Consider the following 19,198-nt stretch of genomic DNA (forward strand, 5'->3'; position numbering starts at 1 on the left):
TTTCTATTATTCTTCAATTATATACTTTTATTTTTAATTGTATTTTTGATAGAAGTATTGTTAGATATACATTAGTTTTATATATTTTTGATATTTATAAAAGCGATTATTGTGCAAGATATACACTTTAAATTTGGTATATTTTAACTAAATACCAGAGACTTTGAGGATGTGGTAATCTGAATTTTAGCAAATCTTTCAATTTCAAAAACGTTACTATAAGTAAAAAGATAATAATATTTGCATTAATTCTTACTATATTGCCGGTTACGGCAGTGGGAATTTTTGCATATGATCAGACTTCAAACGCAATTCACGAACAGTTGTATCAAAGACTTGACGAACAGGTTTTCATGGAAAAACAATATATTGATGCTGTTTTTTCAATAGGTCAGGAACAACTGGAATCAAATCTTGAAGTTGCAGGTAATACTCTCGATTCATTTGGTAATCCGTCTATTGCTAATGGAAACATGATGTTTGGTGATCAGTACACTATTAATGGCAATTATGCTGTTCTTGACAAGATTGCTGAGGAAACAGGCGGTGATGTAACTGTTTTCCAGGTTCAGAACGGTGAAGCAATTCGCGTAAGTACTACAATTCGTAATGAGAACGGTAATCGTGTAGTCGGAACCAGCCTGAACAATGATATTTACAGAGCTGTTGTGCAAAACAGGCAGACATATGAAGGAAGGGCAAATGTACTTGGAGAATGGTATTTGAGCCTTTATGAACCAGTTGTTGACAATTCCGGAACTGTGATAGGTGTTCTTTTTGTCGGTATTCCTGAAGAACATTATCGCGAAATAATCAAAGAACAGATGAGTGATATTGTCTTTGGTGAAACGGGTTATATGTATGTGATGGATTCTAATGGTGATCTTATTATTCACCCGAACATTGAAGGTGATAATGTTGCTCAGCATGACTTTGCCCAGGAAATCATCGCAAATAAAGAAGGAAGGATCAACTATAACTGGGAAGGCCGTGACAAAGCTATGGGTTATGCCTATTATGAGGCAAAGGACTGGATAATTATATCCGGAACCTATGTTGATGAATTTGAGGCTCCTGTAAGAGCCATCAGGAATGGTCTTATTGCAGCAGTTCTGGCTTTCACTATACTTGGAGCAGGAGCTGCACTACTTATCAGCAGGTCAATTTCAGGTGGAATACAGAATATTGTCGCAGACTTTAAGCAAATATCAGATGATGCTCTTGAAGGTAAGATAGATACAAGAGCTGAAACAGATGTGGATATTGACTTTACAGCTATTCCTGCCGGACTGAATGAGATATTGAACTCGCTTTCGTCGGTAATTAATGTTGTAAGCAAAAGTGCTGATAATGTGGCATCCACTGCTGAGGAGATGTCAGCTTCAATTGAAGAAATGACAGCTTCTTCAACACAGGTAGCAACTACTGTAAATGAGATTGCCAGAGGATCCGTAGAGCAGTCATCAAGGACTGATGACATTTCCAGGACAATGAATGATATGACTATAGGTATACAGGATATTGCAAACAATGCGCAGAATGCAGCAGAAGCAGCAAATTCCTCAAGGGATTTCATTGCCAGTGTGGGAGACCAGTCTCAGGACCTCCTAAGACAGATGGATGCTATCCAGCAAGCTACAAATGGCTCTGCAAATGTCATAAAGGACCTTGAATCAAAATCCAACCAGATAGGAGAGATCGTTGATATCATTACCAGCATTGCAGACCAGACCAACCTGCTGGCTCTTAATGCTGCCATTGAAGCTGCAAGGGCAGGAGAGCACGGACGTGGGTTTGCTGTTGTTGCGGATGAGGTAAGGAAGCTTGCTGAGAATTCAGGAACTGCGGCATCACAGATAGCTGACCTGCTTACTGAGATCAAGGATGGCACTCATGAAGCTGTGTCTTCAATGGAGGATGGTACCAGGACCGTGGCTGAAGGTGTGACTGCACTTACAGGTACTGTTGAAGCAGTACAGAAGATCGTTGAAGAGAGTAACCGTATTGCCCTTATGGCAGAGAATATCGCTGCTGCGGCACAGGAACAATCAGCTTCCATAGAAGAGGTTACTGCCACGGTAGATGAGGTTGCAACAATTTCTCAGAGTTCTGCTTCAGGTACTGAGCAGACTTCTGCAGCAGTGCAGGAACAGGATGCTACCATACAGGAAATATCCAAGAGTTCCCAGGAACTTGCTCAGATGGCTTCTGATATGCAGGAGATTGTGTCCAAATATATTACCGAATAAGGAGTGAACGTTTTTCACTCCGGTTTTTTTTATTTTGTTCTTTCTTTAATTTAGTATTAAGTTTTAATCTGATGATCAATTTTGTCAGAATGATTTCCTGCCAATGATTTTATATTGCTGTTCTGTTATTTTGCATATTGCTCGTCAATTATAAGTATTTGAAATGAAAAATTATCCAATTAGCAGTATAAAAATAAAATGTCCTAAAGGACTGTTCAGTATCGAGTATGAAATTTAAAAGTGATTTGGAGAAGTTGATAGCAAAGTGATAATATGCCAGGATCAGATCTAGATAGCAAAAAAGTTTTGATGATTGTTGCACAGGAAGATTTCAGGGATGAGGAGTTCTTTGAACCAAGAGAAGTATTTGAGGATGAAGGTATAACCATCACTATTGCAAGTAACACGACAGATGAGGCTACGGGAGTGCTTGGAAGGTCTGTAAAGCCGGATGTTGCAATCTCTAAGGCGAATGTAATGGATTATGATGCCATCGTTATCTCAGGTGGTCCCGGTTCAAGAAAACGGTTGTGGTCTGATAAGGATCTTCAGGAACTGGTTGCGGATGCTTTTGAGCAGGAAAAGGTTGTTGCTGCTATCTGCATATCCCCTGTGGTCCTTGCAAGGGCAGGTGTTCTTGAGAATAAAAGAGCTACTGTATTCAAGGATCCGGAATCTATAAAGGAGCTTGAGAAAGGTGGCGCTATCTATGAGAATGAAAGTGTGATCGTCACTGATAATGTTGTCACCGGAAGGGATCCTGCAAGTGCCGAGGAATTTGGTGAGGCTGTTGTAGAAGCCCTTGGGAATATGTAAGCCGGATTTCCGGCTTTTTTTATCCTTTTTTCTTTTGTGATCTTTTTACCTTTAATCCTCAGTTTCAACTGACATGAGGTCTTTGGCAACAACCACTTTCCCTTTGTAGTATTTACTGATATGATGCACAGCTTCCCTGTAATGTCCCTGCATTTGAGGATATAGGTGTGTGAGGTAAAGCTCCTTTGAGGTCAATGGGTGCTCTTCCATCATGAGGGTGAGCATATCAGGCGTTGTGTGATTGGTCATGGGGAATCCCAGCGGGAAAGAGCATTCATGTATGAGTACGTCTGCATCCTCTGCCAGTTCCATGACTTCCTCGCATGGTTCTGTGTCACCTGTGTAAACTACAATTTTGTTGTTGCTTTTAACACGATATGCCAGGGATTCTTCCGTATGTGTGGTTTTTGCGGTTCTGATGGTGCAGTTGCATTTTCCATCCGTACCTTCAGGGATGAACTCCTCACCTGGTGAAAGTTCTGTGATATCTACGAAAAATCTGTCCTTGAGATAGTCGTAGACCTCCATTGTCTTTGTATACCATTCTTTTATGCCCTGTGGTCCGTATATGCGCATTTCTGTCCTTCCTACGAGCCAGTTTGCCTTGAGCAGGGCAAGTATATCACCCACATGGTCCAGGTGCAGATGTGTGATTATGATAGCGTCTATGTCCCTATGGTCGTGCCTGCTTTCGTAAATCCTTCCAAGAACCCCGCACCCGCAATCAAAAAGCAGAAGGGAATCTCCTGTATCCATCAACAAACCGGACTGAACTCTGCCATCCTGTGGTATCCCGGTACCTGTGCCAAGAAAAGTGATTTTCATAATAGCTATAATAAGACTTAAGTAACTTAATTGTTATTATCTGGTGTTTAAAACCGTATGACCGGCAGTCGTCACTTATTCTTCCTGCGAGGGTTGCCCAGCTGGTCAAAGGCGCTGGACTTAAGATCCAGTATCGAAGGATTTCGAGGGTTCAAATCCCTCCCCTCGCACCTGCGCATTGGGATATATATAACGTAAAAAAAGTGTACGCTTTATAATGCATAGATTCAAAATTTAATTTGTATGTTATTTTGCAAATTTATTTCAATAATTTTTGTTGCAATTAAATTTATAATGTTAGATTTGGTATAGTATTTACATGGACTCTTTTGAGATGAAAGGAACTTGGTGGTTGCCTACTAAGGAAGAAGATAAAGTAAGTGGTATTTTGCAATTTAATTCTTCAGATGGTGGATCTTTAGAGTTAATTGGTTCTTTTCAATATGAAACCAAAATTTTGAATTCGCAGAATGCTTTGGTTAATCATGATATTATACTAGGTTTGGTAGGCGGTCGTAAGGTTACATGCTATAAATGCTTACATATAGAACAAAGTGATAATGCAACTTTCAAAGTTCTCTTCATATTTGATGGATATCATTTCTTTGAAGAAGAAGATATCTGTTTTGATGAGATTTTAGTGAGTTATTCCAATCTTGATTATTGGCTTTCAGAATTTCCCTCTTTCTTTAATGATTTTTTCCGTAAAAACAATGATGGAAAAGCAAGTATATCTCTTAACTGTGATTTAGAACGAAAAAAAGAAAAGTTATATGAATCATCTGAACTCACTTTATCCTTAATAAGCAAATTGCTTATTAAACCAAGCACTAGGTCTTTACTATTAAAACAAGATAGCTATTTTGAATTTGCTTTAAATGAAGCAGTTCATTTTAATTATTTAATGGAAGGGGTATTATTTGATTTGAGGAATTTTTTATCCTTGGCATTAGACATACCCGTTTACCCGATTTCAATTACTGGAAAAAAGAAAAATCATAAAATTACCCATTTTGAGACTAAAAAAGACATATATCTTGATATTAAGGTCTTTTATGAAACAAACCCTACTTTAGAAAAAGTAAAGGATTCAAATATCCTGTTTACTTACAAAGATTTAAAGGACAAATCTAATTTATGTTTTAGTAGTTGGTTTCGTATATCGAAAGAGTTGAAACCAATAATCAATTTGTATTGTGGAAATTTGTACAGTAGTGAGATGTATTTAGAGTTTAAATTTTTAGGTTTAGCTCAAGCTATTGAATCTTATCACAGAAAATGCTTTAGAGGAACCTATCTCGAATCAGCAGAAGAATTTCAAGAAATATATTTTATTCTATCTGAATCTATTAGGCAGAATGTAGAAGAGCCTGTAACTAATACTTTCATTAATAAGCTAGGATACTTGAATCAGCATACATTCAAAAAAAGAATTAGAACGATTTTGAGTTGTCTCAATGATAAGGATTTACTTAAGTGGAAAAGCAAAGAAAGGGATTCATTTGCCCAGTATATAGGAAATCATCGTGATACTTTCACTCATTATGAAAATATTGATTACACTTCATTAAATTATCATGAATTATCTGATTATGTTGATGAAATGAAAAAAGTCGTAGCAATGTGCTTAGTATATGAGATATTCAAGGATGATGGAAGTTAATAAACTAAACTTATCATTAACTTATTTAATTTATTGAAAGTATTATTTCCTAGAAGAGTTAGGTTGAGAAACTCTCCTAACTCCTGCACAGTATATGCATTTATTTAGCTGAAATCCGCGTGCGGGCATTCTTCAGGATTGTAGTCCCATCTACAGTTGTCAAAATGCTCGCAGCCTTCACATATACCTTCCAAGAATTCTAATGTTTCACCCATTTTAATCACTTCACATTTTTTCTTAGTATTGTCTATTATTCTCTTACAGTACTTATATATTGTTTAAACAAAGGAAAGATGAAAAATTAATAGTACAATGTTTTTAGCACCTTTTTCATCTCCTTAGTACTCATATTAAAGTCACCTTCTCTTACCCTATCCTTCAATTGCTTCAGTGAACTCCTGTGCTTAATCCCTATTTCTCTAGCTTCTGACGGAATTAAGTTGAGTATAAATTCCCTCACCTCTTCAATGATAGGATAGACCTCAACATTAATACCATCCAATTCCTGCATCTCAATTTTGTTGGCTTCCTTGCCAATATAAACACATCCTTTAGGTTTCAAATGTCTCCGTTGCAGAATCCCAATATCCCCTTCAAATTTGGCTTCTGGGTGGCTTATGTAACTAAGAAAAACATCACTCAACGGCTTCCAGTAATGTCTACCCTGTAGGACATTTCCTGTTTTGTAGTCTATGAATTTTTTTCCAAGTACCACTTGGGGATTTTTATTAAAAGGAGCAACTGGTTTAATATGATCTCCTTTTTCATTGACTTTTGCACCACTTCCAACAAGCATAAAGTTAAAAGGTTTGATTTGCTCAGCAAAACCCTTACCTTCATTCATTTTCTTGAAGCGTGTCCAAATAGTTCCAGTTGATACAGTGAAGTTAGAGATAACGGCATAATTGTCATATTTCTCCAATACATCAATCAACTCCTCAGGATGGAAGTGAACCTTGAGAATGTCATCCCAAAATCTTTTGTGCCAATGATCTCCTTCCTTCAATTCAAGACTAAAGGGATTTGTGATATGCCCTAAACCATGTAGTTTATAGAAAAGTTTCTTACCTTCAGGAATGATGATTTTGTTTCCTTCTTTCCTGAACAAACAATATCTCTTAGAGCTGATACCATAAAACCAGATGTCTTCCATTCCATCCTCTATCTCAAGAATTGGTTTCTCAAAATCATAAGGATTTAATGAATCAAAGAGGTGGCTTAATTCGTCTGCAAGATGTGGAGGAACAAATATAGAGTCAGTGTCCATATATGCATGAACTTCCCCTTTATCCATCACATATCTTTCAGCAATCGTAATTAACAAACGAGATCCTGCTGTAATGCATGCACCGATAATTGGATTGAAAAATGCCGCAGTTTCTTCAAATTTCCCTTTTGTTTCATAGTTAATATTGCTATATGCAGTCAAATTCTCCTCATCTTTTGGATGCATTTCTATATAAATTCCGTATGTAGTTGCATTATTGAGAATCTTAACTGCTTTTTGTTGACCATCAAGAACATCATACTCATGTGAATCCTTAGGGATTACTTTCATTTTTTGTTTAATCTCTTGTCTACGTTCAACAAGGACTTTGATAAGATTATCTTCTTTTGGATTTACATGAACTCCATAGACCTCTGTTTCGTTGAGATCCTCCTGAATGCCTTCAGGAATAAACTTAATAGCCCTCTTAATCTTTGGAGATTTACCAGTAAGCAACTTTGAAGCTAAAACATCGGGGAGGAAGTAAAACAGGCTTTTGTCCCATGTTATTTTATTAATACCAATATTGAAGGTCGCATCCTTTTCCTTATACTTTGCTCTAACGGGAAAAATGTCTTCCTCAGGCTCAATTTCAACAAGAACAACTAAATTCTTCCAGATATCGGGATTAAGTGTATCTTCTAACGTGGATGACTCTATTAATCTACGAACATTTTCTGTATCATCTGTATATTGAACACTTTTTGCTACAACAAATTTCCAGAGATCAAGGAGAAGTGTTACAGTTGGGTACATACTGAAAAAGTCCAGCACAGTAACCTTTGTAGGTGTTTTTCTTATCTTACACTCACATCGTCCTCCATAATATCCACTCATCAATTTTCCAAGGATTTCAGGAGAAAATTCGGGATTTTGATCCATGAAAGGTGTGATGTTGCATTGCTTGAGTGCCTGTTTCCCAAGAGAAGCAGCAGAGTAAACATCAGTCATTGAAATGTTTAATTGATATCTTTCATGCTCCTGTCTTACTTTTTTGAATAGCTCGTATGTAGATTTTACATCTGTAATGTTATAAGCAATGTATTTTTGAGTTATCACACCGTGTTTCTTTGTTTTTTCCTTCTTTATTGGTGTATCAAATATCTTACAGGCATTTTCAAGATTAAGAGATTTGTTATCTGTCAAAATACAAGCTAACTTCTGTACATCCAGAAAATGTCCTTTGAATGTTTTTCCCTTCCTATACTTGCCTTTTGCTCTTGTGAATTCAATATTGAAAGATCTCCCTGTGAGATGCTTTATACGTATTCTAGGGTATGTTGTATCCTCAGTGAGTAAAAAAGAAAAACCATCTTTACCTGAGTACCTTCCATGACCATAGTCAAGAATGATCCGTGATAGATCAAAATTAAGGTTAAAACCGATACAGAGAGTTTTTCTTTCATAAACTTCTAGATAAAAGAGTCTAACGAACTCTTCAAGAGGAAACAAGCGTATGTTATGTTTTTCAGAGAATTTTATTAGTTCCTTATGTTCTTTTTCTGAAACATGTCTCTCATCCCAGAAAAGTCCACCATAATGAAAAACATCATTCTCATGTACATCAAAGTAACCAAATTTTAAGTTAAGATATTCATCAGCCGTTGTTTCTGTATCAAAAGTAAGAACTCTGGTAAATTCAGGAATTTCTTTCTCATATTTAAAATTACTCTTCTTTTTCTTTTTAGTTTCTTTTTTCGTAGGGTATGTTCGCAAAGCTAGTTTATTCATTCAATTCCCTCATAACTTTGTTTTAAAAGATCAATTTCAACTTCATCCATACGTTTTCTTAATGCTGCATGTGTAAGCAAAATGTAGTTTATTCTCTTCTCTAGAGGTAATTTGCTTGATCTGAACTTAGGTGGTAATTCATTCTGAAAATGCGTTACAGCAGCGTGACAGTTCAGACACAGAACCCTTGTTTCATCCGAAAAGCCTCTTGTAGAAATGTGATGATTTTCGTAGATTTTCAGTGCATAAGGGTTGGTTTCTCCACAGATTTCACAGATACCATTTTTAACAAGCTGTTCATCCTTAGCTTGCTGTTTTATCTGCATAATGAAATCTTCGTTGGACAAGCTTAACCCTCAGCAATTTAAAAGGCTCAGATTCTGTTGTCGTATACTGGAAGAGATTCAGAATCCTCTACCTGTTCTTTAAGCTCATACAACTTGTCAAGATCAGTTTCAAGTGAGTATTCTTTACCATCTACTCCCCTTATCTTGACATCTTTAAATGGTTCAAGTAGGTTCTTATCCCCGTTTTTCACAGCAATTTTGACAATAGCCAGATATCTACTGATAAGAGATCCATCCCTTGAGCTATTGACTACAACACTGATTCTTTTACCATTCGAGTAAATCCATCTACCTCTTTCAATGCTGTCTGTTTTTGTTGCAACCCATTTGCCATTCTTTTTGAATACAGCATTACCAAGATGTCTTAGAGCATCTTTTAAGCTGATTCCTTGCTGCTTTGCAGCTAAAGTAAGGTTTTTGCCTTTTCTTAGATCACTCAGAGCCAGAAGGGCTCTACTTCTCATGTCGACCTCTTCAGGAGAAAGCATAGCATAAGCTTTCAGAGCTGGAGATACATCCGATACTCTCATTTTACGGAGAGTGCTAAGTGTAGCTGAAGGGTTTAGCTTATGTTTTCTAATGATTTCTTTTGCATACCTGGTATCTCTTGGCATGGCTTTGAGCCATTCACCATAGGTTCTATACTCCTTAGAGAATCTTGGCCTGCTCATCTTTCTTCCTCCCAGAGCTTCATTAAAGCAATTCTTACAACTTCAGCTTGGGAACATCCAAAGAAGTCTGACATCAATTCGAGTTTCTCTCTGTAATAGGGAGATAATGTTATTGTTAAGCGGTTTCTAGGTGTCATTTTTTTCACCAATACCTGAAATTACCGCATGATTTATATTCAAATTTGACATACAATATAACATCTAATTTGATGTAATTTGGCATCTAATTAAGAAAATATGATTCCTATTTGGAGCTATTTGTCCTATATTCAAGAAATATGACATTTGTAAAAAAAGATGTATTCACATGAGTAAACAAGGAAAAAGCAAAGACTTAGATGAAAATTTGAAAGAATACCTCTCTAGCTATGGAATTGTAAAGAGGGAAGATATTATAGATGCCTTTAGAGGTGAGCGCAGCGAAAGAACAATTATTAGACACTTAGAATACTTGAATGAAGCTGGATTCATAGTAAAATTGTCTGCTAAACAAGTCAAAAAATATGGTATCAATCCAACAGATTATCGTGAAAAGTACTTTTTGCTAAAGGAGAATACGGAAATAAAAAAGCATATTGATGCTGTCTTCAAACTCTTTAATGATTGTGATTCTGAAGCTAAAATAGCTGCTTTAGGGGAAATGGATACTTATAGAAATTATTACATTTTAGAACCTTTGCAATTAGATATTCTGGTTAAAAATCTTAGTGAAAAGGACATTGAATTATCGTATCAACTAATGGTAGTTATTCACCACTATATTGTGGATAAAAATATTCAACCAAACGACATCAATTTACTGCTTACCAAGTTGAGATCGCTTTTGAAAAACATACCACCTATGTCTAAACAACGTCCTGTTCTTCGAGGAAATATTGTTGCCTTACTTTGCAAGTATAATGATGAGACTGTAATTGAACAACTTGTCCAAGATGCCGAAACAATGGAAAACTTTGCAGATGTAAAAGACGAGTATGACAAACTATATGCTGCCAAGTTGATCGAAAAGAATAGAACGAAGCTTTTCAATCTTGAAATTGAGTTGAGAAATAAGGGTAAGCACAATAATGCCAAAGTTCTTTCTCAAATAAGGGATCAGGCAAGAAAGGGTATAGATATAGCGTTGCTTGATGGAAATGTTAATACTCTGGGGAGTGATCTTAAATGAGATTTTTACTGTTGAATGGCAACGGCATCGATATTCGTGTAAATAATGCCAAAATGTGTGTCAAAGATGGGAGATTCTCGACAACTGAAGAACCTCAGGAATATGTGTTCTCTCCAAAAAGAATGGATATTGATAGCATCATTATCTACGCTCAGAATGGAAACCTTACACTGGATGCTATAAGATGGCTTATAAAACACAATGTTCAGATCTCAATTCTCAACTGGGATGGAAAATTACTGACAACAATGCTTCCACCTGAGAGTACTAATGTCAAGACAAGGTTTTCTCAGTATCATGCCTTTGAAGATGAAAAAGCAAGAGTCAAAATAGCCAAGAACTTTATTGAGGCCAAGTTTGATAAGACCCAAGTGGTACTTGAACACCTTAAACAAAGATATCCTGAAATTGACTACGATTTCACAGAAGACTTGGAGAAACTCAAGAAAACCAAGACCATAAAGGAAATAATGGGTGTTGAGGGTGGTGTTGCCTACAAGTACTGGAATGAATTCTCACAAGCTATTCCTGAAAAGTATGATCATGAATCAAGAATTGATTCGGGCCGTAGGCCCAACGGGGCAGGGGACATGGTAAACACTATGCTTAACTATGGCTACGCTTTGTTAGAGGCAGAGGCCCTCCGGGCCATCAACGCTGTGGGGCTAGATCCCCACGTGGGTTTTTTGCATGAAATGAATACTAGCAAGAATAGTCTTGCTTATGACTTACAAGAACCTTTCAGGTTCTTAGTAGATCTTGCTGTTTTAAACCTCATAGAAAGAGATTGCATGGAGAAGAAAGATTTCATTAGAACTGAAAGTTATTCCTTGCGCCTGAGGCCCACTGGGGCTAAGAAACTAACTGAAGAGATCAATCTATGGCTCAACAAGAGAGTTAATTACAAAGGGAATATGACAATGTGGAGTTATGTAATGTTCCTGAAAACTAGGGAATTAGCTCAGTATCTAGTTGGTAAGAGACAGGAGACAGATTTTGTAGAACCACAATATGAGACAAAGAGACAGGATACAAACGACATAAGACAGAAAATACTCAGTATTTCCTATTCCGATTGGAAAAAACTAGGATTTTCAAAAGGAACGTTGCATTATATGAAGAAAAATGCGAAAGCGGATACTCCTTTTACGCTTAATGCACATAATAAAGAGCGTTTGGATAAGTGGGAAAAGCTCGTTGCAAATGATTGATTTTGATGGAGACATGTAGTCTCCTTTGTCTTTTCGTGCTATATTTAGGAGACAATTCCAAGAGACACAGGAGACAAATGTAGACGATAAACAAGAAACAAACACAACGGACAAAGCGACAGACTCAGGAGACAACTAAGAGACAGATTATTTTTTCTTTTTGTTTTTCATACTGCTCGCTCTCTCAGCTTTAATTCTCTCCAACAGCACTTCAGCAGACTCATAATCTCTACCTTCCAGTCTGGCAAGCTCAGCTTCAGTAGGTACAAGCTCCCCTGAAAAAGCCTTTGCAAGAATAGATTGCCTGAGTTGATCTGACTTCTCTCTTGCTGCTGCAACCTTTGCTTCAATAGAATCTGCAAAAGCAAAGAGTACTTCAACTCTCCTGACAATTTCTATTTGCTCAGGAAGAGAAGGGAGAGGGATTTGTATTTTGTTTAAGCTTCCTTGGGTCAACTTTGGTTGAGCACTTCCAGTAATATAGTGCTGCAAATCAAAACCATTGAAGAAGATTTCTAAGTATTCTAGTGGAATATTGTCAATAGTTTGAACAATATGTGCATGATTGTTTACCCAAAATTGTCCTTCTGCAATAAACGCGATAGGTGTATTTCTTGCTACTAGATTTGCTCCATCTTCAGATATCAATAAAAATTTACCCTCAAAAATGTAATCATCTATATAATCTATAATTCCTGAAGCTCCATAATAAGGGTATGAACCTTGCCTTTTTTTCCTGTCAGCAGACTTTAAAGGTATTCTCTTACCATCTAGGTTATTTACTATTGATTTAAACGCTGCATATGTCCAACTAATAGGGAGATTCATGTCATTGTTTTCAGTAGTGTTTTTCGGTGATGATAATGCTTCAACATGTTCATTGGAATTCCTCCAATCCTCTGTTAACCGTCCATCACAAGCAGCAGCTAATACCGCCTGTTTGAAAGTTTTCAGAACTTTTGGTACATTATCAAGTCGCTCACGTGTTGCGTCTAAACGGGCAAAAAGTGTCTTGATTACTGCAACAATGCGCTGTTGTTCGGAAAGAGGAGGAAGAGGGATTAATGTTTTTTGAACAAATTCTTTGGGTACACGCTTCTGTCCAACACTACCAGTCATATTTGCTTCTGCTAGCTTTCGGTAGGAATCTTGACGAATATAATGATGAAGATAGTCAGGAACAATTGCACCATTGGAACGCAAAACAATGAATTCTGTGGACCCAAAACCTAAATTGTTTAGTAGGTTCCTTGCAATTGCTGTTTTCCCATTCTCCATACATGGAGTGATTTTTGCAAATATCACATCTTCATTTTGAAAAGCAGTATAACCTTTTCTGACTTCTGAAAATGTTCTAACTTCAGGAGCATTTATAGAACCAGAATCAGCATCAACTGCTGGCATTGGTACAAAAGTAACAGTAGTATCTGAGGGAACAGCACCTTGTTTAGGTTTGGACGGATTTATTTCTAAAATGTCTTTTAAATAAGGTAATTCCCACCCTTCCGGCAGTTCACTCTTCTGTTGCATAGCCGTTCCCCATTAGGTCCAGAATTGCATTCAACTCACTTACTGCGGCTTCAAGTTCATCTATTACCTCAGCTACAAGTTCTTCAGGTTCAGGTAAATCCTGTGTATCGCCTAGAGATTCATCCCTTAGCCATTTGAGCGAATCAATCTTGTAATTTCTTTCCGTGAGTTCGGAAATGTGGAATTTATGCCAGCGATTTTCCTGTGAGTCTTTTTCATTACGCTTCGCCCTACCGTTGGGTTCATCACCAAAGCATTTTTCAAACTCTTCAAAGTGTTCTTTGGTAAGTGGACGATCTTTCTTTGTGATCTTTGGAACATTTGTACGACAATCATAGACCCAGGTATGTTCTGTGGGAATGCCTTTGGTAAAGAATATCACGTTTGTCTTTGTTCCGGGAGAATATGGTGTGAAAGTCCCATCAGGTAATCTCAAGACTGTATGTAGATCACAGTCTTCACAGAGCACCTTAAAAACTTCTCCTGCCTGATCTGCAAAAAGTACATTATCAGGTACTACAATAGCTGCTCTGGCTCCGGGTTTCAGAATGGTCATAACATGCTGGATGAAATTCAGTTGTTTGTTGGATGTCTCGACAACAAAATCTTCACGTCCGGGAGATTGATTTGCACCTCTTGTTCCAAAAGGAGGATTAGTGAGAACTACATCAAACTTTTTAGATTCAGGTATCTCATAAATGGAGTCCCCCAGTTTGATTTCAGGTTCAATACCATGCAAATACAGATTCATAAGAGCTAACCGGCGAGGACGTTCCACAAGCTCCTGTCCATAGTAGGTATTGTGGCGGATACGCTTTGCAAGGTCACGGTCCACAGCACCTCCAGCGGTAACCTCCTTTAACCACTCATAGGCAGACACAAGAAAACCACCTGTACCACATGCAGGGTCCATTATAGCAAACTCCCTACTGGCGCGTGGGTCTGGTTGCATGCATCTTACGATCATCTGGATAACTATACGTGGAGTGAAATACTGCCCTGCACCCTTTTTACCTTCACTAGCTGCCTTTTCCAGTAATCCCTCGAAAGCCATTGCTTTTACATCAATGTCAAGTCCTGTCCACTCAGTCTCATCTATAAGCGTGATCATCTTTTTAAGACTTACAGGGTTATGGAAACGAGAGAGAGCACCTGCAAAGATGTCACCAAGAAGCCCTTCCTGCTTACCAAGAGTTCTCAATGCATCACTATAATGCTCTGTAAGTTCTGTACCAGATTGTTCTTTCAGGGATTGCCAGTCACAGGCTTCAGGCATTTTAATGCCTCTTTCATCAGCCATTTTCAGAAATAACAGGTAAGTGATTTGCTCAATATAATCTCCATAATCAATACCTTCATGCCTTAAGGTGTGGCAAAAACCCCATAGTTTTTGTACAATATCGCTCATGCTGCAACTGCCCTGTTAAATTCAGATATCAAAGTTATAAGTTCACCTTCAAAAACACGGTTGGCTCTGTTCCATCCACCGTGATCGGCAAACACTGGAATATAATCAAAGTCCTCTTTATCGATAGAGAGGTTCGCTATCAGGTGTGCTTTGATGCGTTCTAACCATAAAAGCTGATCTGTTGTGAAACTCTTCCCCATTGTAACCTTAGAAAAGGCATTGCTTACACGCTCTTCTGCTGTTAGTAAAGCTTCTTCTTCAGAGGCAGCATGTTTTATCATTGAGATAATGTCTACAAGAGCTTTACTATATTTGACTTCATGAGCTCGCTGAAGATTCTCAACTGTAAACCTTTGCTGTGAGGATTCCAGTTTTTTCTTCAGCTCTTCAAGAGCATCTGTACTCCATTCCTGTGGTCGATTAAGAAGAATACTAATAGCAGATATCTTTTCAGGGTTTTCTTTCACAAACTCAGAGAACATTTCAAGATAATCATCAGGTTTATACTCGTTACCTGAAGCATCTCTTACTATCCATGTAGATGAAACTGCATCCCTTTCTCCATAATCTACTAAGAAAGTCTTCTTTGGCCTTGGATAGTTCTCAAGTAGATTCAAAAAGTCTTTGTTCCGCAAGATTGCCATAGTTCCGGTAAGATCTTCTTCAAGCCTTCTTTCAAGAGAAATAGCAAAGCTCTTGAGATCACCGTTTTCGACAAAAGCACTGAACATATCACGTGCTTCCCCACTCATCTCTTTGTCTATCCTGTTGAGACGCTTTGTTAGAATGCGTGTGTTATATTTCCTATCCCGGTTATTCCAAATATCCTCAATAACCTTACTAATAGGCTTAACTTGTTTTTGTGGAGGTTCCGCTGTCACACCTGTAACGGATTTGAAATAATCAATAAGTGTTCCTGCAAAGCAATCAAAGACAACAAAATGGGACTTATCAGGATAGTGTTCACCCTTCCTAGTTCCTCTTCCCATCATTTGCTCAAAGAGAATTCTTGATTTAACAGATCTCAAGAAAACAATATATTCAAGATCAGGAACGTCAACTCCTGTTGAAAGAAGATCAACGGTCACAGCAATTCCAGGCATATTTCTGTTTCTGAATTCTCTTATCCTTTGCAAAGGCCGATCTACCTTACCTGTAATCTTCTGAACAAAAGAATCTCCTCTACCAAAAACATCTCTTGCAAGGTCAACAATTTGATCAGCATGAGAAGTAAAAGCTAAATCATTCACAGCAAAAATCAGAGTCTTTGGGAAACGTCCATATTTCTTTTCATGCTCATCCGAATAGCGTTTTATCTCTTCAAGGATCTTCCTGTTTGAATCAATAGACGTTATCTCTCGTTCTATTTTCTCCGCTGAAAACTCTCTTTCATCCTCAAGCATGTCAATATCACGAAGCCCAGTTTCAGGATCAATAACTTCGACAGCTTCCCCTTCATGAAGGAAAATACCGTTCATACGAACTCCGGATTCCAAAGCTACAATATCATAATCAACAAGATAACCTTCCCTTACAGCCTGTTCATAGCTGTACTTGAAGACAATATCTTTGAAATATGCAGAAGTGTGAGCAGCAGGAGTAGCTGTAAGTCCTATTTTTATAGCGTCAAAATGGTCAAGTGTCTTTCTCCAAGTAGAGATCTCCTGAGCAGAATAACCTCTATGACATTCATCAGCGATAATTAGATCAAAAGCATGAATTGGAATATCCAACTGACTTACATCTTCATCCTCACTCTCATCACAACATGAAAATACAGATGTTTTCCCAAACAAGTTAATAGTCATTCGCTGTATTGTGGAGACATATACAAAACTATGTTCTGTTTTAGGATCGGTCAGGTAAGATTCAGGCATAGCATTTACATCAAAGTTCTCGTCTTCACCAAGGTCTCCACGCTGAAAACGCTGACTATAAACTTCATATGTTTTATCAAACTTTAGACCTTGTTCCGTTTCAAAAGATGAAAAAGCCCTTACAGCCTGTGCAGCAAGTGCCCGTCTATCCACTAAGAACAATACTCTCTTAGCAACACCTGCTTTCATTAACCGATAGATGAGATTTACAACAGTAAATGTTTTCCCGGTTCCTGTGGCCATTGCAAGCATCATTGTTCTTTTCTTACTATCAATGGCCTCCCCGATAGAGTCACATGCTTCACATTGGTATGGTCTCATCTTCTGATTATCTGGAATAGAAAAGAAGTTGGTTGTTGCAGTATCAACATCAAAGTTTATCATTTCAACTAGAGCTTCAGGTGTATGAAAACTTGATATTTTTCTTGAACGATTTAAAGGATCACGAACATCATGATGCCAAATTTCTGTACCATTTGTTGAATATAAGAAAGGAACTTTAAAACTATCAAAATTAAACTCACTATCAGATACCCCTTTTGAGTATCTTTCTGCCTGTGTTAGGACACTTTGTGGACCTAAAGTAAGTTTTTTGGCTTCAATTATTCCAAGTATTTTTCCATCCACACATAACGCATAATCAGCGGGACCATTAGAAGTGGGATATTCTCCAATTGCACATTTATTGTACTCTGATAATTCTTTTTTGTCACCATAAAGTACAACTTTCCAACCTTCTGCAGCCAGCAAAGGATCAATGAGTTTTTTCCTTGTCTGTTTTTCAGTGAGATCTTGCATTGGAATTCCTCGGTACTCTTAGTAAGTAAACTTCACAAGATATTCTATTTATGTATATAAATAAGTTCATATTGATAGTTATTCAAAAAACAATAACAAAAAAATAATAAGTATAAATAACATTATTAGTGATATGTTTTCAGATGACGAATCTTTTAATGTATTTGTAATATTTCTTGTAGTGATCTTCGGTGTTTTTGGTGGGATGATATTATTAAACTTTTTGACAACTCCACAAACCGGAGACATTGCTGGACATTCAGTTACAATGCCAGGAATAGCTTGGATTGGGCTACCTGCATTTGCCATAATTGTATTGATACTTTATGTAAAAAATAGGATGTAGAAGTAGATTTCAAAAGGCTATTATTCAAATTATTGGAAATAGTAAGAATAGTTATTTATTAACATCTTCAGCACTTCAAACTCAATTTATTTGCTATTTCATCTACAGTTTCGGCTGTTAAAATTGGATTGCCTTTTTTAATATATAAATTAACAGCATTATACGATAATACTTTAATATAACGATTTTTTCCAAAAGGAATTTTGGAGCCAACTACTGCAATTATAGATTTTACTTTTACTTCATCTTCAGCTAAATTGTAGTAGATTCTTTGGAGTGTACTTCCATATTTGTTATTGTTTAAATAACGATATACAAGATAACCACTTCTTTGAATCTGGTCAAATGGAGTATAAGACCCATCATTAAAGACAGCTTGTGTATAATTTTTACTCCAATTCTTTGTTTCAATTACGTATACTCCAGTGGGACCTACTACAAGATGATCTATTTGAGCAGATTTCAAAGATGAGCCTTTAAACCTTATGTAATCACTTAACTCAAGGTATAAATCATTAAATAGATAATAATTATCAGAAAGTTCACATAAGTTTTTAATAACAGCTAATTCTCCTAAAGCTCCCTTATATTCATTTGATTTCTTTATCTCTTTTAATTTACTAAGTTGTGACACTAAGTCGGATAGCCTAGATTTAACTTCGTTATCTGTATTGTTTTCTAGATAGTTTAATTGACGTTTTAAAGATTCAAGTGACGACTGTGAACCTTCAAGTCGTTTGTTTATTTCAATCTCGACATCTGTTTCCAAGTGGTTTAATTTCTTAATAGAACTACGCAACCTTAATTTGCTTGAAAAGTAATTAAGCAAGTGCTTTATTTCAAAGCTAATTGACTGTAATTCTTCTATTTCTTTTTTTAAGTTTTCAGTTTCTATTTCAATATCTTTCCTAACCTGAGATTTTTGTAATTCTAGAGTATTTTCAGCAGTTTCAATGTTTATCTTTAAGCCGTCTATTTCTAATTTAATTTGATCATAGATTATTGGCTTTTTTTCTTCGTATTGTTCTTTAATATTCTTCAGAATAAAATCTATTTCAGTTAAGCTCTCTATTGAAAATCCTTCTTTTTGGACAAGATTTATTAAATCTTTTTCCGCTCCTGACTTCCCATATTGAACTACCACAGAAAATACACCTTTCAACTATTAATTTAAAAATTATTTCTAACATACATTTTTGAATATATCTATCTTTAGAATAATTTTATAGTTCTATATATGTACAAAAGTTTATAACTTTTTTTATTTAAATTATAGATATTCTAATGGAAA

General features: G+C 36.7%; 15 protein-coding genes and 1 tRNA gene. 7 read left to right on the plus strand and 9 right to left on the minus strand.

What is annotated here, in order from left to right:
* Window positions 1-260 precede the first annotated feature (260 nt).
* Window positions 261-2,249 (plus strand): methyl-accepting chemotaxis protein, encoded by a 1,989-nt coding sequence (locus J2746_RS03115; protein WP_209616114.1) that lies wholly within the window; start codon window positions 261-263, stop codon window positions 2,247-2,249.
* 273 nt (window positions 2,250-2,522) lie between these two features.
* Window positions 2,523-3,065, plus strand: coding sequence for a DJ-1/PfpI family protein (locus J2746_RS03120; RefSeq protein WP_209616116.1), 543 nt, complete (start codon window positions 2,523-2,525; stop codon window positions 3,063-3,065).
* A gap of 51 nt (window positions 3,066-3,116) precedes the next feature.
* Here J2746_RS03120 and J2746_RS03125 read toward each other — a convergent pair whose 3' ends face one another.
* Window positions 3,117-3,890, minus strand: a complete 774-nt coding sequence (locus J2746_RS03125; RefSeq protein ID WP_209616120.1) for an MBL fold metallo-hydrolase — start codon at window positions 3,888-3,890, stop codon at window positions 3,117-3,119.
* Window positions 3,891-3,976: 86 nt separating this feature from the next.
* Between J2746_RS03125 and J2746_RS03130 the strand changes: the two genes are divergently transcribed.
* Both J2746_RS03130 and J2746_RS03135 read left to right on the plus strand, forming a co-directional pair.
* Window positions 3,977-4,060 (plus strand) — tRNA-Leu (locus tag J2746_RS03130).
* A 149-nt stretch (window positions 4,061-4,209) separates the two neighbouring features.
* On the plus strand, window positions 4,210-5,553 hold the full coding sequence (locus tag J2746_RS03135; RefSeq protein WP_209616122.1) for an ApeA N-terminal domain 1-containing protein: 1,344 nt from the start codon (window positions 4,210-4,212) through the stop codon (window positions 5,551-5,553).
* Between the two features lie 301 nt (window positions 5,554-5,854).
* Here J2746_RS03135 and J2746_RS03140 read toward each other — a convergent pair whose 3' ends face one another.
* From J2746_RS03140 to J2746_RS03155, 4 genes are read right to left on the minus strand one after another with little or no spacing between them, the layout of a single operon-like run.
* Entirely contained in the window at window positions 5,855-8,551 is a 2,697-nt protein-coding gene (locus J2746_RS03140; protein ID WP_209616125.1) for a DNA polymerase domain-containing protein, read from the minus strand.
* A complete protein-coding gene (locus J2746_RS03145) occupies window positions 8,548-8,898 on the minus strand; it encodes a hypothetical protein (RefSeq protein WP_209616128.1) in 351 nt (116 codons plus the stop codon). The genes J2746_RS03140 and J2746_RS03145 overlap by 4 nt, the downstream gene beginning before the upstream one ends.
* A 26-nt stretch (window positions 8,899-8,924) precedes the next feature.
* A complete protein-coding gene (locus J2746_RS03150) occupies window positions 8,925-9,569 on the minus strand; it encodes a hypothetical protein (RefSeq protein WP_209616131.1) in 645 nt (214 codons plus the stop codon).
* Window positions 9,566-9,706 carry a hypothetical protein gene (locus J2746_RS03155; RefSeq protein WP_209616134.1) on the minus strand — a complete coding sequence of 47 codons (141 nt, stop codon included), beginning with the start codon at window positions 9,704-9,706 and terminating at the stop codon, window positions 9,566-9,568. Before J2746_RS03155 ends, J2746_RS03150 begins: the two co-directional genes overlap by 4 nt.
* 170 nt (window positions 9,707-9,876) lie before the next feature.
* On the opposite strand from J2746_RS03155, the gene J2746_RS03160 reads away from it, so the two are divergent.
* Both J2746_RS03160 and cas1 read left to right on the plus strand, forming a co-directional pair.
* Complete coding sequence (locus J2746_RS03160) at window positions 9,877-10,737, plus strand: hypothetical protein (RefSeq protein WP_209616135.1); 861 nt, start codon at window positions 9,877-9,879, stop codon at window positions 10,735-10,737.
* Window positions 10,734-11,948 (plus strand): CRISPR-associated endonuclease Cas1, encoded by a 1,215-nt coding sequence (gene cas1, locus J2746_RS03165; protein WP_209616151.1) that lies wholly within the window; start codon window positions 10,734-10,736, stop codon window positions 11,946-11,948. Before J2746_RS03160 ends, cas1 begins: the two co-directional genes overlap by 4 nt.
* Window positions 11,949-12,095: 147 nt before the next feature.
* Here the strand turns inward: cas1 and J2746_RS03170 are convergent, their stop codons facing one another.
* The 3 genes from J2746_RS03170 to J2746_RS03180 are packed head-to-tail and all read right to left on the minus strand — an operon-like array spanning window position 12,096 to window position 17,561.
* Window positions 12,096-13,478 (minus strand): restriction endonuclease subunit S, encoded by a 1,383-nt coding sequence (locus J2746_RS03170; RefSeq protein WP_209616154.1) that lies wholly within the window; start codon window positions 13,476-13,478, stop codon window positions 12,096-12,098.
* The gene (locus J2746_RS03175; protein WP_209616156.1) at window positions 13,462-14,886 is read right to left on the minus strand and encodes a class I SAM-dependent DNA methyltransferase; all 1,425 of its coding nucleotides are present in this window, start codon (window positions 14,884-14,886) and stop codon (window positions 13,462-13,464) included. Before J2746_RS03175 ends, J2746_RS03170 begins: the two co-directional genes overlap by 17 nt.
* On the minus strand, window positions 14,883-17,561 hold the full coding sequence (locus J2746_RS03180) for a type I restriction endonuclease subunit R (RefSeq protein WP_209616158.1): 2,679 nt from the start codon (window positions 17,559-17,561) through the stop codon (window positions 14,883-14,885). The genes J2746_RS03175 and J2746_RS03180 overlap by 4 nt, the downstream gene beginning before the upstream one ends.
* 133 nt (window positions 17,562-17,694) lie before the next feature.
* Here J2746_RS03180 and J2746_RS03185 point away from each other — a divergent pair, with 133 nt between their 5' ends.
* Complete coding sequence (locus J2746_RS03185) at window positions 17,695-17,907, plus strand: hypothetical protein (RefSeq protein WP_209616160.1); 213 nt, start codon at window positions 17,695-17,697, stop codon at window positions 17,905-17,907.
* A 67-nt stretch (window positions 17,908-17,974) separates the two neighbouring features.
* Here J2746_RS03185 and J2746_RS03190 read toward each other — a convergent pair whose 3' ends face one another.
* The gene (locus J2746_RS03190) at window positions 17,975-19,051 is read right to left on the minus strand and encodes an NERD domain-containing protein (RefSeq protein ID WP_209616161.1); all 1,077 of its coding nucleotides are present in this window, start codon (window positions 19,049-19,051) and stop codon (window positions 17,975-17,977) included.
* Window positions 19,052-19,198: the final 147 nt, after the last annotated feature.

It is taken from the genome of Methanolobus bombayensis (assembly GCF_017873415.1).
In the GTDB taxonomy this organism is placed as follows: Archaea; Halobacteriota; Methanosarcinia; order Methanosarcinales; family Methanosarcinaceae; genus Methanolobus; species Methanolobus bombayensis.